The sequence below is a fragment of the Pseudovibrio sp. SCP20 genome, assembly GCF_057774105.1.
In genome coordinates this window covers 56,254-77,724 of record NZ_JBYMDH010000004.1, presented here as the reverse complement: position 1 = coordinate 77,724, position 21,471 = coordinate 56,254, and the positions used below count along the sequence as shown (strand labels likewise).

The window sequence follows — 21,471 nt, the reverse complement described above, 5'->3', positions numbered from 1 at the left end:
ATCAATAGGTATCACGAGATCACTCGAATATTCGTAACTCATAATCCGCGGGATGCTTATACACGCCGCCCTGAGGTTTTCCCTCCAGCTGTTCAAAACAACAGCAGCAGCGAGCCTTGCAGCAATCAGCGCAGGCGCTCGCCGTCGGGTTTGAACAGCAAGGCCCGTGATGCGGGCAAGGTCAGCCGCAGGACTTCGCTGTTCTGCTCAAGGCGGTTGCCGCGGCTTTCGGCGATCACCTGCACGCCATCCGGCAAAGTGCAGTAGGCGTAGCTGGTTTCGCCAAGGTTCTCGACCAGCGACACGCTCATATCGGCACCAACACCACCATCACCAACCACAAAGTGCTCCGGGCGAATGCCCACGGTCAGCACGGCGTCTTCCATCACAGCAGAGGTTATCCCCGGCACCAGCAGAGTTTGCCCCTCAAAACCGGAAACGGAAATCTCCAGCCCAGCATCCGTTGAGCGAACGGCCTTGCCACTCAGGAAGTTCATCTTTGGCGAGCCGATAAAACCGGCCACGAACTGGTTCGCCGGATCGTCATAAAGTTCCAGCGGCTTGCCCACCTGCCGGATGTATCCGCCTTCCAGCACCACGATCTTGTCCGCCAGCGTCATGGCTTCCACCTGATCGTGGGTCACATAGATCATGGTGGCGTCCACCTCCTTGTGCAGTTTAGCCAGCTCAATGCGCATCTGAACGCGCAGCTCTGCGTCAAGGTTGGAAAGCGGTTCGTCAAACAGGAACACCTTCGGATTGCGCACAATCGCACGGCCAATCGCCACACGCTGCCGCTGCCCACCAGAAAGCGCCTTCGGGTGCCGGGCCAGATACTCCTCCAGCTTCAGAATACGAGCCGCTTCATCCACCCGCCGCTTGATCTCATCCTTGGAATGACCGGTCATCTTCAGGCCAAAGCCCATGTTCTCGGCAACCGTCATATGCGGATAGAGCGCATAGCTCTGGAACACCATGGCAATGCCGCGTTGAGAAGGGTCGATGTCCGTCACATCCTCATCCGCAATATGGATGGTCCCGCTGCTGCTGGTCTCAAGCCCGGCAATCGTCCGCAGTAAAGTGGATTTTCCGCAGCCGGAAGGGCCAACGAACACGACAAACTCGCCGTCTTCAATGTCCAGATCCACGCCATGGATCACCTGCGTGTCGCCATAACTCTTCTTTAGATCGCGCAACACAACTGCGGTCATCAGTTCCCCTCCCGGAATATGTCTTCAATATCGGCGCGGAGGCCTCCCAAAGCCCCGCACGCAATAGGATTTAAGTCATAAAATCAAACTCCCAGCGCAATCTGGGCATTCTCTGAAATCTCTTGAACAGCCAGTGTCATGGCGGGCAAATACGTCTCGACCATCTTGTCCAGCGAGGTCACATAGGTTGTGCTGGTCACGGAAAGCGCACCAATCGGCTCCCCGCGTTTGTTCAGGATCGGCAAGGCCACGCAGATGATGGAGTCCTCATGCTCCTCATCATCAAACGCATGTCCACGCTGACGAATACGGGCCAGCTCATCACGCAGCATCTTCTCGTTCACAAATGTCTTGGCTGTATGCCGCTGGAACGATTGCGCCCGGATGGCTTCTGCCAGCCGCGCCTCAGGCAAAGCCGAAAGCATCGCTTTGCCAACGCCGGTGCAGTAGGCAGGGCCAATCTTGCCCGGGCTGGAGAACATGGAAACGCTGCGCGGCGGCAACCGCTTGTCCACGTAAAGCACCTGATTGTTGTCCAGTACCGCCAGATGGATGGTCTCTGGAATCTGCGCACTCAACCGATCAAGGCTGTCCCGCGCCACACTGGCAAGGCTCGCCCGGCTCCACGCAGAATGCGCCAGTCGCAACACCCGCATGCCGATGGAATAGGTCTGATGCACCTCGTCATGAACCAGCATGCCTTCCTTCACCAACTGTCGCAATTGACGGTGCAAGGTGGCCCGGCTCAGCGGCAAGGCGTTCAAAAGCTCTACGAACCGTGGGGGTGATTCTGCCAGCGCAACCGCGTCCAGCACCACCAGTGCCTTGGAAATGGGGCTGGTGAGGTCTTGTTCGGTTTCCTCAGAGATACTCAGGGTTTGTGCGCCCATTTCCTGTTGTTTCCTTACCCGTTCCGGAAATCTGCAATTTTCATACAGATCCCTTCCTAGTTCCTTTGGTTGACAATTATGCACTAGCACGTAACTATTTCAATGGTCAAAACAAAGTTTCATTCAGTGGAACTTTTATCTTGGCGATATTGGGAGGTTTAGGTGTTTAATTTTAGCAAAGTAGCTGCGGGCGGTTTCGCTGCAGCATTTATGATTTCAAGTTCCGCATATGCCGCTGGCGATCTGATCATCAATCTCGACCAGACGGACCCGGCTCCAAAAAAAGCATTTGAAGACATCGTGGCTGGCTTCTCCAAGGAGAACCCGGACGTGAACGTCATCGTCAACACGATGCATAAGGAGGGCTATAAAACCTCCATTCGCAACTTCCTCACAGCAGACGCGCCGGATCTGGCAACATGGTACGCGGGCAACCGCATGGCACCATTCGTCAATGCCGGTCTGTTTGAAGACGTCACCGATGTCTGGGAAGAAAATGGTCTCAATGAACAGCTGAAATCAGCCGCAGCATCCATGACCATTGATGGCAAGAAGTGGGGGGTGCCTTATACCTACTATCAGTGGGGCATCTACTACCGCAAAGATATCTTCGAAGAGCAGGGCATTGCTGTTCCAACCAACTGGGACGAGTTGGTTGCAGCATCCGCCAAGCTTAAAGAAGCAGGCATCACGCCATTCACCATCGGCACCAAAGCTCTTTGGCCAACCGGCGGCTGGTTCGATTATATGAACCTGCGCGTCAACGGCTACGAGTTCCACATGGACCTCACATCAGGCAAGGTGGCTTACACTGATGACCGCGTGAAAGCGGTGTTCGACAAGTGGTCCGAGCTGGTCAAGCCTGGCTACTACAACACCAACCACCCGGCGCTCGACTGGCAGGATGCTGTGCCAAACCTCGTACAGGGCAAAGCCGCCATGTACCTGATGGGCAACTTCGCGGTGGACGTGTTTAAAAACGGTGGCCTGAAGGAAGAGCAGATCGGCTTCATGCAGTTCCCGGAAATCACTCCGGGCATTCCAATGGCTGAAGATGCACCAACGGACACCATTCACATTCCTGCAAAAGCCAAGAACAAAGAGGATGCCAAGAAGTTCCTCGCGTATATGGCACGCGCAGATGTCCAGACAGCAACCAACATCACACTTGGTCAGCTGCCGGTAAACTCAGGTGCAGAGCGTCCTGAAGAGCGCATCCTGCAGCAGGGCTTTGACATGCTCTCCAACGCATACGCGCTGGCACAGTTCTATGACCGTGATGCTCCGGCAGAAATGGCCAAGGCTGGCATGGAAGGCTTCCAGGAGTTCATGGTGAAACCAGACCGTGCAGACGCCATTCTCAAGCGTCTCGAGAAGATCCGCACCCGCGTTTACAAGTAGTAGGAAAGCGGAATTTATACGTAGGGTGGCGGAAGAATTCGCCACCCTATGCTCTAGGAATGGATAGAGCAGAAGTACAAAACCTTCTGCAGGGGGACATCAATGAGCGAGCAGGCCTTGGCACCTGCCTCACCGGGAAACAGACCACCTATTTCATCGGGCGGGCGTGCCAGAACCAGATCTTCAAAGTGGATTGCCAATCAGCGCAAGCTTGCACCCTGGCTCTTTCTTGTGCCCGGGGTTCTGATGTTTTTGGTCTATGTGATTGCGCCCATCGGCCAGTCCATAGCCATCAGTTTTTATGATTGGGATGGCATCGGCGCCAAAACCTTCATCGGCATCGAAAACTATATCGAGCTGTGGGATGATGAGGCGTTCTACACGTCCCTTTACAACAACGTTTTATGGCTTGTGCTTTACATGCTGGCAGTGCCCGCTGGGCTGATGATTGCGATTTTCCTCAATCAGACAGTCACCGGCATTCGCATCTACAAGTCCTTGTTCTTCTTCCCGTTTGTGATCAGCCAGATCGTAGTCGGCCTCATCTTTTCATGGTTCTATGCCCCCAACTTCGGCCTGTTCACCAAGCTGCTGGAGTTTTTCGGCTTTGAGGGCATCGCTGTCCTGGCCGATGAGCGCTTCGTCACCTATGGCATCATCGCCGCTGGCCTGTGGCCGCAGATCGCGTACTGCATGATCCTGTATCTCACCGGCCTCAACAATGTCTCGCCGGATCAGATTGAAGCGGCTCGGCTGGATGGTGCCAAAGGCTGGAAAATGCTGTGGTACGTCATCATCCCGCAGCTGCGTCCGGCCACCTTCATCGCCGTCGTCGTGACCATCATCGGCGCGCTCCGTTCGTTTGATCTGGTCTCCATCATGACCAGCGGTGGCCCCTACGGTTCAAGCCGTGTGCTCTCCTATTACATGTATGAGCAAGCGCTGTCCGAGTATGGCTTCCGCATGGGCTACGGCGCCTCCATCGCTGTTGTGCTCTTTGCAATCATGATGGTGTTCATCACGCTCTTCATCGTGCGTATGCTGAAAGACGAAAGGGAGGGCTACTAAGATGTTTCCAACTCCCGTCGCAAATGCATCCGCACCAACCCGTGTTGCCTACAAGGTGGCTTTGCCAGTCTCACTACTGGTCTGGCTCCTGCCACTGATCGGCGTCATGGTCACCTCTATTCGCCCCGGCTCAGATTTGGCCATGGGCAACTACTTCGGCGTGCCGTCCTCGTTTGAGCTCGGCAACTATCTGACCGTTTTCCAGAACACGCCCATGGGCCTGTTCATCCTGAACTCGTTCAAGGTCACCATTCCAACGGTGATCGGCGCCATCGCTCTGTCGTGCCTGACTGGCTATGCGCTGGCGACCTACAAGTTCAAAGCCAATCTCTGGCTGTTCTTCATGTTCGTGGCCGGCAACTTCGTGCCCTTCCAGATCCTCATGGTCCCGGTTCGTGATCTCACACTGAAGATGGGCCTCTACGATACGGTGACAGGTCTGGTGCTCTTCCATGTGGCCTTCCAGACAGGCTTCTGCACGCTGTTCATGCGCAACTTCATCAAGGCCCTGCCAAGTGAGCTGATTGAAGCAGCTCGTGTTGAAGGCGTCTCAGAACTGCGGATCTTCTGGTACGTGGTGCTACCGCTCATGCGCCCAGCCATCGCGGCGCTGTCTGTGCTCATCTTCACGTTCATCTGGAACGACTTCTTCTGGGCCACCGTTCTGGTGCAGGGCACGCACGCCATGCCCGTCACCGGTGGCATCATCTCGCTCAATGGCCAATGGGTCGCGCAATGGCATCTGGTCTCCGCCGGGTCCGTCGTTGCAGCCATGCCTCCGGTCATCATGTTCTTCCTCATGCAAAAGCACTTCATTGCAGGGCTAACGCTGGGGGCGACCAAGGGCTAACCAAATACCGGAAGCAGGTTTGCCCCAAGCAACCCTGCTTCCAAAACATCCATCAATGCCAAAGGCGCCAGAAAAAGTGCCTGAAGCTAATAATAAACATAAAAGGGAACAGGGGGCATAAGTGAACCAAGTGGCATCGCCAAATAACGACCTCCGTCAGATCACAACTGCAGGCAGCTGGGTCGCCGTGGATTGGGGGACCTCCAGTCTTCGGGCATGGCTGATTGACGAAAACGGAGTAACGCAAAACAGCGCAAAATCAACGCAAGGCGCTGGAACGCTGCAACCTTCTGAATTTGAAGGAGTTTTGCTGGACCTGATCGGGGACTGGCTACATAGCAACGCAAAACCAACGCAAGTGTTCATTTGCGGCATGGCTGGCAGCCGTCAGGGCTGGCGGGAGGCGGAATATGTGCCTGTGCCAACCAAACTGACAGAACTGCACCAGCATCTGGTTTCGCCCAAATCAGGTAATGCCCGCATCCTGCCGTTCATAGTGCCCGGCCTCTGCCAACAATCAGAACAGCAGCCAGATGTTATGCGCGGTGAAGAAACACTGCTGCTCGGCATTCTGGACGAGTTATCCGACAAATCCGGTGTCTTCTGCCTGCCCGGCACCCACAGCAAATGGGTGGAGATGGAAGAGGGGACAGTTGCCCGGACCTCTACCTTCTTAAGCGGCGAGTTATTCGCCCTCATCGCCAAGCAATCCATTCTGCGCCACTCGCTGGAAACTGAGGCAGAGTTGGACAAAGACGTCTTCCTCGCCACGCTGGATCAGCTGAAAAATCAGGAAGCTACATTGCTCGGCAACCTGTTTGGCCTGCGCGCCGGACAGCTGCTCAACGACACCAGCCTGCAAGCTGGCGCTTCCAAACTCTCCGCACTTGTTATCGGTACAGAGCTTCTCGACATGCTCGCCAAGTGCGGGGACAATCCACCCAAGCAAGTCCACCTTGTTGGTGGCAGCAAACTCGCTCAAAATTACGCGCTGGCCCTGCAACATCTCGGTATCACGCCAATCCTCCACGATGCAGACAAAGCCGCGCTCAAAGGACTTTCCGCCGTCAGACAAGGGGCACTCAATGACAACAGCTAAACAAACACCAGAGCGCAACCTCATGGCTATCCTCCGCGGAGTGCAGCCACATGAGATTCTGGATATTGTGGAAGTGCTTATAGAAGCTGGCTTTTCACAGATCGAGGTGCCGCTCAACTCACCGGACGCCCTTAAATCTATCACCATGGCGCAGGACAAGTTCGGCAAGTTATCCGCCATCGGCGCGGGGACAGTTCTCACCGCAGAGCAGGTCAAACAGGTCCGCGCAGCAGGCGGAACCTTCATCGTCTCTCCCAACTATGATGAAGACGTTATCCGCACCACCAAAGCAGAAGGCATGGCATCCTACCCGGGTGTTCTCACCCCAACCGAATGCTTTGCAGCGCTAAAGGCTGGCGCTGATGCGCTCAAGATATTCCCGGCGTTTCAGGTGGGCGTAAAGGGTATTCAGGCTGTACGGGCCGTGTTGCCGAAAGAGACGCTGGTCTATGCGGTTGGCGGTGTCGGTCCTGCTGAGTTCGCCCAGTATGTGGATGCAGGCTGTCAGGGCTTCGGCATGGCAAGCAACCTGTACAAGCCGGGCTTTACTGCCGCGCAGGTTGCTGAAAATGCGAAAGAAATGGTTGCGGCCTATGATGCGCTCAAACTCGGAGAGAGTGCATGAGTGAGCCCTATGTTTTTGCCAAAACAGAATGCAGCTTAGGGGAGGGCCCTCTTTGGAGTGCCCGCCACGATGCTCTGTTCTGGGTGGACATCAACAATCATTTGGTGCTGAAGAAGGGCATAACCGGCGACCTCGAAACATGGAAGTTCGACGAGCCGGTCTCCGCCTTTGCACAGATCCCGGATAGCGATGACTTCATGTTATCCTCTGCAACAGGTCTGTATCGCTGGTCTCCGGGCACTCACACCCGCAACCTTATCCTCCCTGTCGAGGACCAAAACCCCGTCACTCGCTCCAACGACGCCCGCACCGACCGCACCGGCGGTTTCTGGATTTCCTCCATGGGCCGAAAAGCAGAAAAAGGCGCAGGCAGTCTTTATCGCTTTTTCAAAGGGGAATTAGCGAAGGTCGCCGGTGACATTACAATCCCGAATTCCCTTTGTTTTTCACCAGATGGGAGCACTGCGTACTTTTCAGACACGGTGACATCTCAGATCATCAAATGGTCACTAAATGCGCAAAGTGGCCTGCCAGAAGGGCCCGCGGAGGTATTTGCCGATATCTCCGGGACAGGATTTGGCCCCGACGGTTCCGTGGTTGATGCTGAGGGATATCTCTGGAACGCTCAATGGGGCGGATACAGAGTCGTCCGCTACAAACCTGACGGAATGGTGGATCGCATAGTTGAGATTGACGCAAGTCAGGCTTCTTGTCCTGCGTTTGGTGGGGCTGACTACAAAACGCTGTTTATTACCACGGCTCGCGAAAACCTGAGCGAGGAACAGCTGGCGAAAGAGCCGCTTGCTGGTTCGGTTTTTGCGGTCTCTATTGATACTCCAGGTCTGCCAGACCCAGAACTACAAATGTGATCTCATGAGCGATAAGAAACACTTAGGTATCTGTTACTACCCAGAACACTGGTCAGAGGACTTATGGCAGCAAGATGCCAAAGAAATGGCCGCGCTGGGCATTACCTATGTGCGTATCGCTGAATTTGCATGGTCCCGCATTGAGCCGGAACCTGGCCACTTCTCATGGGATTGGTTGGACAGTGCCATTGAGACTCTCGCAAGTGAGGGCCTCAAGATCGTCATGTGCACCCCAACCGCCACCCCGCCACGCTGGATGGTGGATAAGCACCCGGATATGCTCGCCGTTGACGAAAACGGCCACCCCCGAAAGTTCGGCAGCCGCCGCCACTACTGCTTCTCCCACGAAGGCTACCGCTGGGAATCCCGCCGGATCACAGAAATCCTCGCCGAGCGATACGGTAATCACCCCGCCATCGCCGCCTGGCAAACCGACAACGAGTACGGTTGCCATGAGACAGTCCGCTCATGGTCTGCCTCTGCTCACAAGGCTTTCCAACTCTGGCTGGCGCAAAAGTACGGCAATATCAAAGCCTTGAATGAGGCCTGGGGCAATGTGTTCTGGTCTATGGAATACAACAGCTTCGAGCAGGTCGATCTGCCGAACCTGACCGTTACAGAGAGTAACCCATCTCACTGGCTTGATTTCAAACGCTTTTCATCGGATCAAGTCGCTGAGTTCAACGGAGAGCAGGTCGATATCCTGCGTAAACTCTCGCCGGGCCGCCCGATCATCCATAACTTCATGGGCAACACGTTCTCCTTCGACCACTACAAGGTTGGAGACCAGCTCGATATCTCCAGTTGGGATTGCTATCCCATTGGTTTCCATAGCCAATATCAGATGGAAAATCCGTTGGGCACACCGGAAGGCTACTGGGAAGACTATTTCCAGCAAGGCGATCCAGACTATCAGGCCTTCCATCACGACCTCTACCGACAAGCAGGCCACGGCCGCCTCTGGATCATGGAGCTACAACCCGGCCCCGTGAATTGGGCACCGTATAATCCGATCCCGCTGAAAGGCATGGTGCGCCTGTGGAGCTGGGAAGCTTTCGCACATGGTGCTGAAACCACAAGCTATTTCCGCTGGCGTCAAGCTCCGTTCGCACAAGAGCAAATGCATGCAGGGCTCAAGCAGACCGATAACAAACCAGCACAGGCGTATGTAGAAGCCGCGCAGGTTGCCCGTGAAATTGAGGAGCTTGGCGCATTCACGCCTTCTGAAGCTCCCGTTGCTCTTGTCGTAGACTACGAAAGCCACTGGGCACACGAAACTCAGCAGCAAGGTCAAGACTTTAGCTACTTCCGGCTCGTTCTCGCCTACTATCGCGCGCTCAGGCAGAAGGGCGTTGATGTCGAGATCATCAGACCAGCCTCACAGGACTTATCCCCCTACAAGCTGGTGATTGTCCCCGCCCTGTATGCCATGAGTGAGGAACTCTCCGAAAACCTCGCCGCCTATGTTGAATTCGGCGGGGTCGTCCTCGGCGGCCCACGCCTCGCGCAAAAAGACAAGAACTATCAGATCTCTCAGAAGACCTTGAACCTACCGAAACCATTTGAAGCCATTGAGGTTTTACGTGTTGGTACAAGCCCGAAAGAGTTCGCGACCACCGTTTCAGACCTCGCCGATCAGGAACGCGGCAAAGCCTACGTCTGGCAAGAAGAGGTCACCACCGGCCTTCCGATCCTGTTCGAAGATACCAACGACCATCCGGTCTTTATGGGCGAAAACAACATCTACTACGTTTCCGCCTGGGCAGACCCGGCACTCATGAGCGCCATTCTGGATGAGGTCTTCAAAGCTGCAAAAATAGATAAGGTGGAATTGCCAAACGGATTGAGAAGAAGCAAAACGTCCATTGGCACTTTCTATTATAACTACTCGAAAAATAAGATGAATTTGAAAGCGCTGCGTCTTGCCGATGCAGCGGAATTGGATGGATTGGAGCTGCCTCCCGCCGGGGTGGCTCTGGTTCGGGAAGGAACTGAAGAGCTATGACTGAAGCTCCAAAAACAAAACTCCGCTCACAAGAGTGGTTTGACTCGCCAGACAACCCGGATATGACTGCACTTTATCTGGAACGCTATCTGAACTATGGCATAACGCGTGAAGAGCTTCAGTCAGGCCGCCCGATCATCGGTATTGCCCAGACGGGGTCAGATCTATCCCCGTGCAACCGCCACCACCTGGTGTTGGCAGAGCGCGTACGCGAAGGCATTCGCGAAATGGGCGGCATCTGCTTTGAGTTCCCGGTTCATCCTATTCAGGAGACTGGCAAACGCCCAACCGCAGCTCTCGACCGCAACCTTGCCTATCTCGGTTTGGTAGAAACTCTCTACGGTTATCCGCTCGATGGTGTCGTTCTGACCATCGGCTGTGATAAGACCACGCCAGCATTGCTCATGGCGGCAGCTACAGTGAACATCCCTGCGATCTGCCTGACAGTTGGGCCAATGCTCAACGGCTACCACAACGGCGAACGTGTGGGCTCTGGCACGGTTATCTGGAAAGCCCGTAAGATGTTGGCGACCGGAGAGATCGACTACAAGGAGTTCATGAACATGGCCGCGGACTCCGCTCCGTCTGTTGGTTACTGCAACACCATGGGCACAGCCTCAACCATGAACTCGCTGGCCGAAGCTCTGGGTATGAGCCTGCCGGGTTGTGCCTCTATCCCCGCACCATACCGTGAGCGTGGCCAGATCTCCTATGAGACAGGCAAGCGTATTGTGCAGATGGTGCATGAAGATCAGAAGCCTTCAGATGTTCTCACCCGCAAAGCCTTCGAGAACGCAATTGCCGTGAACTCAGCTATTGGTGGCTCAACCAACGCCCCAATACATATCAACGCAATCGCCCGCCATATCGGCGTTGAGCTGCACAATGATGATTGGCAGAACCACGGCCACAAAATCCCACTGCTCGCCAATGTTCAGCCAGCAGGCGCCTATCTGTCAGAAGAGTTCCACCGCGCAGGAGGTATCCCGGGCATCTTCTCAGAGCTTATGAAACATGACCACATCCACAAGGATGCGATCACGGTTTCGGGCAAAACCACCGGTGAGATTTATGGAGACAGTTCCGTCAAAGACTGCGACGTGATCTATCCCTATGACAAACCGATGATGAAGGACGCAGGCTTCCTCAACCTCACGGGCAACCTCTTCAGGTCCGCGATCATGAAAACCTCCGTGATTTCAGCGGATTTTAGAGCGCGTTACTTGTCTAACCCGGATGATCCAGAAGCGTTTGAAGGTAAGGTCGTGGTGTTTGATGGTCCTGAGGATTATCACCACAACATCAACAATGAAGCTCTTGGCATTGACGCCAACACCATCCTCGTAATCCGCGGAACCGGCCCAGTCGGCTACCCGGGCGGTGCTGAAGTGGTGAACATGCAGCCGCCAGATGAGCTTCTGAAGCAGGGTATTGATGCACTGCCATGTATCGGGGATGGCCGTCAGTCTGGTACCTCCGGCTCACCATCTATCCTCAATGCATCCCCGGAAGCAGCCGTCATGGGCGGACTTGCTCTGCTGCGTAACGGTGACATCGTTAGGCTGGATTTGAAGAAGGGTGAAGCGAACGTACTGATCTCTGAGGAAGAGCTGGCCAAGCGCAAGCAGGAGCTTGCTGAAAGCGGTGGCTATGAGTTCCCTGAGCACCAGACACCTTGGCAGGAAATTCAGCGTGGGATCGTGGATCAGTTTGATGAAGGCATGGTGTTGAAGCCAGCAGTCAAATACCAGCGCATCGCGCAAAAAGGACTGCCACGCCACAGTCACTGATGAGAACATAAAACAAAAAAGCCGCCTCGAATTGGGGCGGCTTTTTTATTGTCTTTGTAATCACTTAGTCTTCGGTCGCAGCCAAAAGGCTCGCGTTACCACCAGATGCTGTTGTGTCGATACACAGATGACGCTCCAGCTGATAGCGCTCAGGCTGGTTGCGTTCCATGATCAGCTGCATCAAGGCACCCTCACGTTCAGCCAGCTCAGCCTTCATCTCTTTCAGCTCTTGGTCAGAGTGGTTCGCTGCAATGGCATCAACACCCTGAAGCTCCTTCAGAGCGCCCACAGCCAAATTGCCTTCCAGCGCGACGATTGGAGCAGAAAGTGAACGCAGCTTCACAGCCAGTTTTTCTGCACCTTGTCCAACAGCAATCACCCCATTGCCAGCTGCCAGCGCCAGAACCACCTGATGCTTCAGGCTTTCAGTGTCTGGACCAAGACATAGCACGGTGCCACGTGGAGCAGAGTAAAGACGGTTGGATTCACCGGTCGGCCCAGGCATGTCGTGCGCATGATCGGCTGCAATCCGGTTCAGCAGGCCTGTTTCCTTCTCAAACAAGGTTGCCAGCTCGGTGTAACGACCAAAGTTGCCTTCCCAGGTGCTGGTGCGTAATGCCCCTCTCGCCTTGAAGATATCCTCGGCAGTAACAGTCTTGTTCAGGTCCACGCTGGCCGCTGCAGAGGTGTCAGCAAGACGGAAGCGCGCCACATAGTGAGGACCACCCGCTTTCGGGCCAGTACCAGAAAGACCTTCACCACCAAACGGCTGAGATCCAACGATTGCGCCGATCTGGTTTCGGTTCACATAAAGATTGCCCACCTTCACACGCTCAACGATGTGCTGAACACGGCTGTCAACGCGGGTGTGCAGACCAAAGGTAAGGCCAAAGCCCTTGGAGTTGATCGCATCAATGGTCTGATCGATCTCTTCCGCCTTGAAGGTCGCGATATGCAGAACAGGACCGAAGATTTCTTCATCCAGCTCCTCAATGCCTTCCAGTTTGATCAGAGTAGGCGCAACGAAGTGACCCTTTGTTGGAACCTTCAACTCTTTGAGAACACGACCTTTTTCAGCCCATTTCTTGCAGTGATCAGCAATCTTCTTCTGAGCGGCTGCATCGATCACAGGACCAACGTCAGTCGACAGTGCAATTGGGTTGCCAACTTCCAGCTCAGCCATCGCACCGAACAGCATCTCTTTGAAATCATCAAAGATGTCTTCCTGCACGTAGAGCATACGCAGAGCAGAACAACGCTGACCAGCACTCTGGAAACTGGAAGCAATCACATCACGAACCGCCTGCTCTGGCAGAGCAGTAGAGTCCACGATCATCGCGTTCAAACCACCAGTCTCAGCAATCAGTGGCGCAGACGGAGCAAGCGCTTTCGCCATCGCACGGTTGATGTGCTGCGCTGTGCCGGTGGAACCGGTAAAGCAAACACCAGCCACACGACTGTCAGAGGTCAGTGCTGCACCCACTTCTCCCGCACCTGGCAGAAGCTGAAGAGCCTCAACAGGAATACCCGCTTTATGCATCAGGCCAACAGCAAAGGTCGCGATCAGCGGTGTCTGTGGCGCTGGCTTTGCCAGAACCGGGTTGCCAGCTGCAAGAGCCGCAAAGATCTGGCCAGAGAAGATCGCCAGCGGGAAGTTCCACGGCGAGATACAGGTGATCGGACCGCGCTGCTGTCCTTTACCATCACGCTCATCCAAACGGATTGCTTCATTCGCGTAATAGCGAGCAAAGTCAACGGCTTCGCGCAGTTCGTTGATGGCATCCATGTAGGTTTTGCCAGCTTCACGGGTCAGCAGAGCGAAAATCTCAGAGGCGTTCTCTTCGAACAGATCTGCTGCTTTGCGCAGAATAGCCGCACGATCATCCGCACTTTTGTCTGACCATTCGGCGCAGCCATGATGTGCCGTTGTCAGAGCCGCTTCAATCTGTTCAGGCGTAGCAGTTGCCACACTACCAACGATGTCGCGTAGGTCAGACGGGTTCTTGACCTGCACAGCCTCTGCATTCTTCACAGAAGCGGCAATAACCGGATGACCTTCCCACTTGGTGGCGGAGAACGACTTCAGGCTTTCAACATACTCAGCTTCCTGACGTGGATCACTCAGATCCCAGCCCTTCGCGTTCTTACGTCCAGCACCAAACAGCGCTGGCGGCAGAGGAATTTTGGAGTTAGCAACGTCTTCGCCAAACTTCTCGATATGCGCCAGTGGATCCTGCGCAATCGCCTGTGGTGTCACGTTTTCATCGCGGATCTGGTGAACGAAGGAGCTATTCGCACCATTCTCCAGCAGACGACGCACCAGATAAGCCAGCAGGTCTTTGTGCGCACCAACCGGAGCATAAATGCGGCAGTTGGAACCGTGCTTCTTCATGGTGCGCTCATGCAGCGCTTCGCCCATGCCATGCAAACGCTGGAACTCGTAGGAGCTCAGCGGCAGGTTCTTCGCCAGTTCCAGAATAGTCGCAACACTGTGTGCGTTGTGGGTCGCAAACTGCGGATAGATCCGGTCAGTCATGCCCAGCAGTTTCTCAGCACAAGCGGTGTAGGAGATGTCGGTAGAAACCTTACGGGTGAAGACCGGGTAGCCGTCAATACCAAGGGTCTGAGCGCGTTTGATCTCGCTGTCCCAGTAAGCACCCTTCACCAGACGAACCATGATCTTACGATCATACTTCTCTGCAACTGCGTAGAGCCATTCGATGACGTGAATTGCGCGTGGGCCAAACGCCTGCACCACAACACCAAAACCATCCCAGCCTTCAGTTGCTGGATCTGCCAGAAGCGCTTCAATCACATCGAGGGAGATATCCAGACGGTCAGCTTCTTCCGCATCAATGTTGAAGCCCATATTGGAGGACTTCGCCAGCATGATTAGAGAAAGCGTGCGAGGAACCAGTTCCTTCATCACGCGCTCACGCTTTGCAAACTCATAGCGAGGATGCAGAGCAGAGAGCTTGACGGAGATGCCCGGATTGTCGCGAATGCTGGAATGCACGCAGTTGCTTGCCAGCGCAGAAATCGCCTTGGAGTAGGACAGGTGATAGCGCTTCGCATCAGCATCCGTACGCGCAGCTTCACCAAGCATGTCGTAGGAGTAGGTGAAGCCCTGACCTTCTTCAGCACGCGCATTGCGCATGGCTTCACGAATGGTGCGGCCCAGAACGAACTGGCGGCCCAGCTCCTTCATCGCCTGCGCAACAGCGGTACGAACCACAGGCTCACCAAGACGCTTCACAACACCGCGAATAGTGCCAACGAGCCCCTGATCATCTGGAGCCAGAACCTTACCGGTCAACAGCAGCGCCCAGGTGGATGCATTGATCAGAGTGGAAGCAGACTGACCCAAGTGCTCTCCCCAGGCACTCGGAGTGATCTTGTCCGCAATCAGAGCATCGATGGTCTGAGCGTCAGGAACGCGAAGCAGCGCTTCTGCAAGGCACATCAGTGCAATGCCTTCCTGGGTTGAGAGGCCATACTCGCCGAGAAAACTCTCCATGATGGTTGGAGATGTATTCGCACGCAAATCCGAGATCAGTTCTGCTGCTTTGTCAGATGCACGGCTACGAGCCTCCGCATCCATTTGCAGTGAAGAAATGAGCTCATGTACCACCTGATTTTCATCAGGAAGGTAGTTATCTCTGATTTTGTTGCGGATGTTCTCCGGCGCAGTCTCTGAACCCATGCCGTGCTCCCTACTATTAAATACCTATTGGGCTGACATTAGCAAAATACCTATAGGGATGTTTCCTGTATTTTTTGATGGTAAAGACTATTTGACTTTGATATTCAGTCGCCATGGTCGTTATGAATATAAAAATGGCATATCATGGAGAAATTGGACGATTTTGACCGCAAAATCCTGGAAGAATTACAGAAATGCGGGCGCATCACCGTTACTGACCTTGCGAAAAAGGTAGGGCTATCCAAAACCCCCTGCCAGATCCGCATGAAGAAACTGGAGGATGCAGGATACATTTTGGGGTATCGAGCAGAGGTGGATCACACCAAATTGGGGGCAGGGCACATCGCATTTGTGCAGGTCAAGCTCAATGATACCCGCTCAAGATCGCTGGAAGCCTTTAATGCGGCTGCGCGTGAAATTCCGGAAATCGAAGAATGCCACATGATTGCAAGTGGGTTCGACTATCTCCTGAAAGTCCGCACAAGAGATATCGGAAGCTACCGTCGTATTCTCGGTGAGAAACTCTCCGAAATGCCTTACGTCGCGCAGACCTCAACGTTTGTTTGCATGGAACAGGTCAAAGACCGCCCGTTCTAATCAACACCGCGCTGCATGTAGTTGGCGCCGGGCCCATAGGCTATCAGCTTTTCTTTAAGTGCGTCTTCGTGGATTGTTCTGAAACCGCGCGCGCGCCAGAACTCGTTGGCCGTATCCAACGCCACAAGTGCGAACTTGTTGATGTAAAGGCTGCGCGCCACCTGACTAAGCTGTGCCAGAACAGCTCGCGCAGCTCCTATACCCTGGGCTGCAGGCAGTAACGCGATATCGTGGATGTAATAGACTTCCGCTGAAAAGGGCAGGGATCCAAGTAAACTGGAGAGTGGCGGAATACTCCGGTTCTCCCACGGATGTGAGATGATGTAGCCTAGTATGGCGTCTTGCTCATCCCGTCTCAGCGCGTAACAGCCCTGCGGAAACAGGCGCACGCGCTCCCGAATGCAGTCGATATCCTCCGGCAGATGCGGATAGGTCTGCTGCATGATCTGATCTATCTCGGGCAGATCAGCTTCCCCCATCGGATGCCAGCTGTAATTTTCCATGGTGCGCTGTAAATCTCTTTAATCAGTCTTTTTGCTCTTCATCAGGCAGCACAATACGCTCAGGTTTCTGATCTGTCATTGTCAACATGCGCCACCCCATCACGGCAAACACAATTGTCAGGATCGGGCTGATAATGTTGAAGAAGGCAAACCCGGCAAACGCCAGTGTCGGTACCCCGAGCGTGGCAGCCATGTAAGCTCCACAGCTGTTCCATGGAATGAGCGCAGAGGTCACCGTCGCACTGTCTCCGACAGCTCGGGAAAGTACCTCTGGACGCAGGCGTCGCTGCCGGAAGGATTTGCGATACATCCGGCCTGGGATCACGATCGCAATGTACTGATCCGCCGCCAGAATGTTGGTTGCTATGGCTGTTGTGACCAAGGACAAAACCAAGGCTCCGGTGGTTTTTGCTGCATGCAGGATTGGCCCGATAATCCGGTCCAGAATACCAGCTTTTTCAACCACGCCACCAAAGGCAAGAGCTGTCATAATCAGCCAGATGGTCGTCAGCATGTTGCCCATCCCACCGCGGCTCAACAAGGCATCAATCGAGGGATCACCCGTCACACTCACATACCCGTTGGACATGGCAATCCAGACGCCTTTGATCATGACCAGCCAATAAGGAAGGTCCACTGATGAGGCCAGACTCACCACTTTGCCCGGGTCCATGATCACGGCAAAAAGGCCACCGGCAAGAGCACCGATGAAGATGGTTGTAAACGGCGGATACCGGATCATCGCCAGTCCCAGCACCAGTACCAGAGGTAAGAAGTTGAGCAGCGTGATGTCATAGTGCTGCTCAATGCTGGATAATGTGCCTTGGGCAACAAAATCTCCGGGCTCCCCCAACCACCAGAACAACGCAAGCGCAATGCTCAAAGCGGGAACCGAGGTCCAGAGGTTCTCCTTGATGTGAATGTAAAGGTTGGACCCTGCCGCAGCAGTAGCGAGATTGGTGGCATCAGAAAGAGGCGAGGACTTATCACCAAAATAAGCACCAGAAAGGATGGCCCCAGCGGTAATCGCAGGATCAAGGCCCATCTTCGTTGAGATGCCCATCAGGCCGATACCGATGGTCCCTGCAACCGTCCAGGAGCTACCAATGCTCACAGAAACGAGCGCACAGATAATGACTGTGGTGAAGTAAAAGTAGTTTGGACTAAGCAGTTGCAATCCATAATAAACCATCGCCATGATGGTGCCGGACATGGCCCACGTCCCAATCAGAGATCCCACTGCGAACAGAATAAAAATCGCATGAAGACCGGTGCTGACACTCTCAACAACGGCATCCTTCAGCTCATCAAAACTGAACCCATGAAACAGCGCAACAAACGTTGCGATTAACGCACAAAACAGCAGGGCAATCTGGTTTGGGCCGGAAGAGGCCTCGTCTCCAAACAGGTAGTAGGACAACGCCAACAGAACAATGAGCGAAGCAACCGGAATGATCGCTCCGATGAGAGACATTTTCCTGGAATATGGAGCTGGCGCGTTGGCCATAAGCTGTTCGTCCTTTGTGTTCTTGTTCTTCTCACGGGCACAACTACGCCCCAGGACAATCAAACAAGTTCAACGGCAAACGAGCCCCGAAGCTTATGCCGCTCCGGGGCTCTGATCTTAGTAAAACTTGGTGTCACCAGCATCCACGCTGATTGAGGTTCCTTTGTTGCCAGCAATCGCTTGTGGAACTTCAGAAAGAGTGCAGATCACTGCTTTCTTGCCGGTTTGGCGAGCAAACGTCTGCGCTGCTTCCACCTTCGGTCCCATGGATCCGGCTGCAAAGCCATAAGCATCCAAAGCATCAGGGGAAGCCGATTTGATCGCGCGCTGGCTGGGCGTACCCCAATCCAAATAAACCGCATCAGCATCTGTCGCCATAATGTAGACGTCCGCGTCAATCTCCTTGGCAAGCAAGCCGGAACAGCGATCTTTATCGATCACACATTCCACGCCAACGAGCTTTTTCTCCTCGTTGTACATGGTCGGAATGCCGCCACCGCCAGCAGCGATGACAAGCACGTCATGATCCAGCAACCATTTGATGGGGCGGATCTCGAAGATGTGCTTCGGCAACGGGCTTGGCACGACGCGACGCCACTTGTCGCCGTCTTCACGAATAGACCAGCCTTTCTCCTGGGCAAGCTTCTCAGCATCCTCCTTGGAGTAAAGCGGTCCAATCGGTTTGGTCGGGTCTTTGAAGGCTGGGTCGTTTGGATCAACTTCAACCTGCGTAAGAATAGTGGCGAATGGTTTTTCAAATGGCAGAAGGTTTCCCAGTTCCTGCTCAATCATGTAGCCAATCATGCCAACCGTTTCTGCTCCCAACACATCAAGTGGATAGGGTTCTACATGCTCGTAAGCGGCACCCTGCAGGGCCAGCAAGCCAACCTGTGGGCCATTGCCGTGTGTGATCACCACTTCATGACCATCATCATAAAGCGGTGCCAGGGCTTCGGCGGCAATACGCGCATTTTTACGTTGGTTTTCGGCGGTCATTGCTTCTCCACGCCGGAGAAGCGCATTCCCGCCAAGAGCGACGACAACACGCATTATCGACCTCCAATCGTCGCAACCATGATGGCTTTGATGGTGTGAAGCCGGTTTTCCGCTTGTTCAAAGGCCAGATTGCGATCGGACTCGAACACGTCTTCTGTTACTTCCATTTCCGAGATACCGAACTTCTGGAAGATCTCTTCACCAACCTTGGTCTCGCGATTGTGGAATGCTGGCAGACAATGCATGAAGAAGGTGTTGGCGTTACCAGTACCTTCAATCAGAGCCTTGTTGACCTGATAATCACGGAGCAACTTGATCCGGCTTTCCCAGACATCCGGTGGCTCACCCATGGAAACCCAAACATCGGTATGGATGAAGTCGACACCTTCAGTACCAGCTTTCGGATCATCTGTGATGGTAATGCGTGCACCATACCGCTTAGCATTCGCTTCAGCAGCCTTCACAACATGTGGTTCAGGATACAGCTCTTTCGGAGCGATAATACGGACATCACAGCCACACAGAGCGCCAAGCATCAGTAGAGAGTTGCCCATGTTGTTGCGGGCATCGCCCATGTACGCAAATGAGATTTCATGCAGAGACTTGGAGGTATGCTCGGTCATCGTCAGCATATCTGCCAGCATTTGCGTTGGGTGCCAGTCGTCGGTCAAACCGTTGTAGACAGGTACGCCAGCATATTCCGCCAGTGTCTCAACAGCCTTCTGGCCAGAACCGCGAAACTCGATCGCATCAAACATACGACCCAGCACCCGGGCAGTGTCCTTCATGGACTCCTTGTGGCCGATCTGCGAACCCGATGGATCAAGATAGGTGACATGCGCTCCCTGATCATGCGCAGCAACTTCAAATGCGCAGCGGGTTCGGGTAGAGGTTTTTTCAAAGATCAGGCAGATGTTTTTGCCAACGAGGGTCTGCCGTTCAGTTCCGGAGTATTTGGCTCGCTTGAGATCACGGGCAAGATCCAGCATGTAAAGCACTTCGCGCTGGCTGAAGTCCTTTAGCTTGAGGTAACTGCGACCTTTCAGATTGAAAGCCATTTTCCTTACGCTCCATCTCTTGGATGTTTCTATTGTTCAACGGAGATTGAAAACTCTAGAAGTCCACGGGTTCTCGAATGGTCGGACAAGTCATGCAGTGGCCACCACCGCGCCCGCGACCCAACTCTGAACCATCAATGGCAATCACTTCCACACCGGCTCTTTGAAGCTTCGAGTTTGTGTAGGTGTTGCGGCGATAACCAACCACGACGCCGGGCTCGATGCAGACGACGTTGTTGCCATCATCCCATTGCTCGCGTTCCTGATCGTAAGCGTTGCCACCTGTTGTCACCACATGCAGCTTCTGAATGCCAAGTGCATTTGCGACAACATCGAACAGGTGGCCTTCATCCTGCCGGTAATCAACGTTCTCTGGCTTATCGCCTGGGCGGATGGAGAAGCAGATGATCTCATCGCAAACACCCGAGAAAGCAGTTGCTTTATCGCGGTCCAGAAGAGTGAATACCGTATCCAGATGCATTGCTGCTCGGCTCTTTGGCATCTGGCAGGCAATAACGCGGGTAGCCGCATGGTTGCGGAAGAGAGCACGGGCCACCTGGCCTACGGCCTGCGGTGTCGTGCGTTCCCCCATGCCGATCAAAACCACGCCATTGCCAATCGGCATGACATCACCGCCTTCTACGGTAGATTCATGGAAGTTCTCATCGGGATCACCCCACCAGAAGTTCACTTTGCCTTTGAAGTGAGGATGGAACTTGTAGATCGCAGTAGTCAGAAGAGTTTCATTCTGACGAGCTTGCCAGAACATTGGGTTCAACGTAACGCCATTGTAGATCCAGCAGGTCGTATCACGAGTGAACAGCGTGTTGGGCAAAGGTGGAATGACGAAATCATTCACATCCAGATAGCTGCCAAACACGCCGGTTGGCTTGAAGCCTAATTCTCCACGCGCAATGCCACCAATCAGGTGGTCGGCAAGAAACTTCTCGTGCTGCTCATACAGCCAGGCCCTTAAATCTTCGGCCATGCCATAACCAACGCGGTTATGAGTGATCCGACGCTCCAGAACCCATTTGCGAGCTTCAGGATCTTCAAGCGTTTCTTTGAGGAGATTGTGCATCTCCAACACATTCACACCGCGCTCTTCCATCCTAAGGCAGAAATCGTAGTGGTGTTTTTGGGCCTCGCGAACCCAGATCACATCATCAAACAACAGTTCCTGACAGTTGCCGGGCGTCAGTCGCATATGCGCAAGCCCGGGACGACAAACCATCACTTCTTTCAGTTTGCCAACTTCCGAATGAACACCAAATTCAGTCATGTTGCAGACTCCGTTCC

At 54.1% G+C, this 21,471-nt stretch carries 17 protein-coding genes; 9 read left to right on the top strand and 8 right to left on the bottom strand.

Features of this window, described 5'->3' with window-relative positions; genetic code table 11:
* Positions 1 to 125 precede the first annotated feature (125 nt).
* Both AC3CB2_RS16195 and AC3CB2_RS16190 read right to left on the bottom strand, forming a co-directional pair.
* Entirely contained in the window at positions 126 to 1,211 is a 1,086-nt protein-coding gene (locus tag AC3CB2_RS16195) for an ABC transporter ATP-binding protein (protein WP_352934332.1), read from the bottom strand.
* 83 nt (positions 1,212 to 1,294) lie between these two features.
* Positions 1,295 to 2,101, bottom strand: a complete 807-nt coding sequence (locus tag AC3CB2_RS16190) for an IclR family transcriptional regulator (RefSeq protein ID WP_352934329.1) — start codon at positions 2,099 to 2,101, stop codon at positions 1,295 to 1,297.
* Positions 2,102 to 2,311: 210 nt separating this feature from the next.
* On the opposite strand from AC3CB2_RS16190, the gene AC3CB2_RS16185 reads away from it, so the two are divergent.
* The 8 genes from AC3CB2_RS16185 to AC3CB2_RS16150 all read left to right on the top strand — a co-directional run bounded on the left by AC3CB2_RS16185 (position 2,312) and on the right by AC3CB2_RS16150 (position 11,808).
* Positions 2,312 to 3,502 (top strand): ABC transporter substrate-binding protein, encoded by a 1,191-nt coding sequence (locus tag AC3CB2_RS16185; protein WP_008552698.1) that lies wholly within the window; start codon positions 2,312 to 2,314, stop codon positions 3,500 to 3,502.
* A gap of 246 nt (positions 3,503 to 3,748) precedes the next feature.
* Entirely contained in the window at positions 3,749 to 4,570 is an 822-nt protein-coding gene (locus tag AC3CB2_RS16180; protein WP_352934326.1) for a carbohydrate ABC transporter permease, read from the top strand.
* Position 4,571: 1 nt separating this feature from the next.
* Positions 4,572 to 5,420 (top strand): carbohydrate ABC transporter permease, encoded by an 849-nt coding sequence (locus AC3CB2_RS16175; RefSeq protein WP_008552799.1) that lies wholly within the window; start codon positions 4,572 to 4,574, stop codon positions 5,418 to 5,420.
* 121 nt (positions 5,421 to 5,541) lie between these two features.
* Positions 5,542 to 6,519, top strand: a complete 978-nt coding sequence (locus AC3CB2_RS16170; RefSeq protein ID WP_352934323.1) for a 2-dehydro-3-deoxygalactonokinase — start codon at positions 5,542 to 5,544, stop codon at positions 6,517 to 6,519.
* Complete coding sequence (locus AC3CB2_RS16165) at positions 6,506 to 7,144, top strand: 2-dehydro-3-deoxy-6-phosphogalactonate aldolase (protein WP_352934321.1); 639 nt, start codon at positions 6,506 to 6,508, stop codon at positions 7,142 to 7,144. Before AC3CB2_RS16170 ends, AC3CB2_RS16165 begins: the two co-directional genes overlap by 14 nt.
* Positions 7,141 to 8,013 carry an SMP-30/gluconolactonase/LRE family protein gene (locus tag AC3CB2_RS16160; protein ID WP_352934318.1) on the top strand — a complete coding sequence of 291 codons (873 nt, stop codon included), beginning with the start codon at positions 7,141 to 7,143 and terminating at the stop codon, positions 8,011 to 8,013. The genes AC3CB2_RS16165 and AC3CB2_RS16160 overlap by 4 nt, the downstream gene beginning before the upstream one ends.
* A 4-nt stretch (positions 8,014 to 8,017) precedes the next feature.
* Complete coding sequence (locus AC3CB2_RS16155; protein WP_352934316.1) at positions 8,018 to 10,018, top strand: beta-galactosidase; 2,001 nt, start codon at positions 8,018 to 8,020, stop codon at positions 10,016 to 10,018.
* The gene (locus tag AC3CB2_RS16150; protein WP_352934313.1) at positions 10,015 to 11,808 is read left to right on the top strand and encodes an IlvD/Edd family dehydratase; all 1,794 of its coding nucleotides are present in this window, start codon (positions 10,015 to 10,017) and stop codon (positions 11,806 to 11,808) included. Before AC3CB2_RS16155 ends, AC3CB2_RS16150 begins: the two co-directional genes overlap by 4 nt.
* A 64-nt stretch (positions 11,809 to 11,872) precedes the next feature.
* Here AC3CB2_RS16150 and putA read toward each other — a convergent pair whose 3' ends face one another.
* The gene (putA, locus tag AC3CB2_RS16145; RefSeq protein WP_352934310.1) at positions 11,873 to 15,511 is read right to left on the bottom strand and encodes a bifunctional proline dehydrogenase/L-glutamate gamma-semialdehyde dehydrogenase PutA; all 3,639 of its coding nucleotides are present in this window, start codon (positions 15,509 to 15,511) and stop codon (positions 11,873 to 11,875) included.
* A gap of 144 nt (positions 15,512 to 15,655) precedes the next feature.
* Here putA and AC3CB2_RS16140 point away from each other — a divergent pair, with 144 nt between their 5' ends.
* Positions 15,656 to 16,108: an Lrp/AsnC family transcriptional regulator gene (locus tag AC3CB2_RS16140; RefSeq protein WP_008552722.1), complete on the top strand. Its 453-nt coding sequence runs from the start codon at positions 15,656 to 15,658 to the stop codon at positions 16,106 to 16,108.
* On the opposite strand, the gene AC3CB2_RS16135 is transcribed toward AC3CB2_RS16140, so the two are convergent.
* The 5 genes from AC3CB2_RS16135 to arcA all read right to left on the bottom strand — a co-directional run bounded on the left by AC3CB2_RS16135 (position 16,105) and on the right by arcA (position 21,454).
* Positions 16,105 to 16,611, bottom strand: a complete 507-nt coding sequence (locus AC3CB2_RS16135) for a GNAT family N-acetyltransferase (protein ID WP_352934307.1) — start codon at positions 16,609 to 16,611, stop codon at positions 16,105 to 16,107. The genes AC3CB2_RS16140 and AC3CB2_RS16135 overlap by 4 nt on opposite strands.
* A gap of 22 nt (positions 16,612 to 16,633) precedes the next feature.
* Complete coding sequence (nhaC, locus tag AC3CB2_RS16130; RefSeq protein ID WP_352934304.1) at positions 16,634 to 18,118, bottom strand: Na+/H+ antiporter NhaC; 1,485 nt, start codon at positions 18,116 to 18,118, stop codon at positions 16,634 to 16,636.
* A gap of 117 nt (positions 18,119 to 18,235) precedes the next feature.
* A complete protein-coding gene (gene arcC / locus AC3CB2_RS16125) occupies positions 18,236 to 19,168 on the bottom strand; it encodes a carbamate kinase (RefSeq protein WP_352934301.1) in 933 nt (310 codons plus the stop codon).
* Positions 19,168 to 20,172 (bottom strand): ornithine carbamoyltransferase, encoded by a 1,005-nt coding sequence (argF, locus tag AC3CB2_RS16120; protein ID WP_352934298.1) that lies wholly within the window; start codon positions 20,170 to 20,172, stop codon positions 19,168 to 19,170. Before argF ends, arcC begins: the two co-directional genes overlap by 1 nt.
* 55 nt (positions 20,173 to 20,227) lie before the next feature.
* Positions 20,228 to 21,454 (bottom strand): arginine deiminase, encoded by a 1,227-nt coding sequence (arcA, locus tag AC3CB2_RS16115; protein WP_008552679.1) that lies wholly within the window; start codon positions 21,452 to 21,454, stop codon positions 20,228 to 20,230.
* Positions 21,455 to 21,471 lie beyond the last annotated feature (17 nt).

What these genes read in the sequence shown, in the direction of transcription:
- AC3CB2_RS16150 (WP_352934313.1), top strand. Translation starts at nt 10,015, where the DNA reads ATGACTGAAGCTCCAAAAACAAAACTCCGCTCACAAGAGTGGTTTGAC.
- AC3CB2_RS16155 (WP_352934316.1), top strand. Translation starts at nt 8,018, where the DNA reads ATGAGCGATAAGAAACACTTAGGTATCTGTTACTACCCAGAACACTGG.
- AC3CB2_RS16180 (WP_352934326.1), top strand. Translation starts at nt 3,749, where the DNA reads ATGTTTTTGGTCTATGTGATTGCGCCCATCGGCCAGTCCATAGCCATC.
- arcA (WP_008552679.1), bottom strand. Translation starts at nt 21,454, where the DNA reads ATGACTGAATTTGGTGTTCATTCGGAAGTTGGCAAACTGAAAGAAGTG.
- argF (WP_352934298.1), bottom strand. Translation starts at nt 20,172, where the DNA reads ATGGCTTTCAATCTGAAAGGTCGCAGTTACCTCAAGCTAAAGGACTTC.
- AC3CB2_RS16175 (WP_008552799.1), top strand. Translation starts at nt 4,572, where the DNA reads ATGTTTCCAACTCCCGTCGCAAATGCATCCGCACCAACCCGTGTTGCC.
- AC3CB2_RS16165 (WP_352934321.1), top strand. Translation starts at nt 6,506, where the DNA reads ATGACAACAGCTAAACAAACACCAGAGCGCAACCTCATGGCTATCCTC.
- AC3CB2_RS16195 (WP_352934332.1), bottom strand. Translation starts at nt 1,211, where the DNA reads ATGACCGCAGTTGTGTTGCGCGATCTAAAGAAGAGTTATGGCGACACG.
- AC3CB2_RS16135 (WP_352934307.1), bottom strand. Translation starts at nt 16,611, where the DNA reads ATGGAAAATTACAGCTGGCATCCGATGGGGGAAGCTGATCTGCCCGAG.
- arcC (WP_352934301.1), bottom strand. Translation starts at nt 19,168, where the DNA reads ATGCGTGTTGTCGTCGCTCTTGGCGGGAATGCGCTTCTCCGGCGTGGA.
- nhaC (WP_352934304.1), bottom strand. Translation starts at nt 18,118, where the DNA reads ATGGCCAACGCGCCAGCTCCATATTCCAGGAAAATGTCTCTCATCGGA.
- AC3CB2_RS16190 (WP_352934329.1), bottom strand. Translation starts at nt 2,101, where the DNA reads ATGGGCGCACAAACCCTGAGTATCTCTGAGGAAACCGAACAAGACCTC.
- AC3CB2_RS16140 (WP_008552722.1), top strand. Translation starts at nt 15,656, where the DNA reads ATGGAGAAATTGGACGATTTTGACCGCAAAATCCTGGAAGAATTACAG.
- putA (WP_352934310.1), bottom strand. Translation starts at nt 15,511, where the DNA reads ATGGGTTCAGAGACTGCGCCGGAGAACATCCGCAACAAAATCAGAGAT.
- AC3CB2_RS16185 (WP_008552698.1), top strand. Translation starts at nt 2,312, where the DNA reads ATGATTTCAAGTTCCGCATATGCCGCTGGCGATCTGATCATCAATCTC.
- AC3CB2_RS16160 (WP_352934318.1), top strand. Translation starts at nt 7,141, where the DNA reads ATGAGTGAGCCCTATGTTTTTGCCAAAACAGAATGCAGCTTAGGGGAG.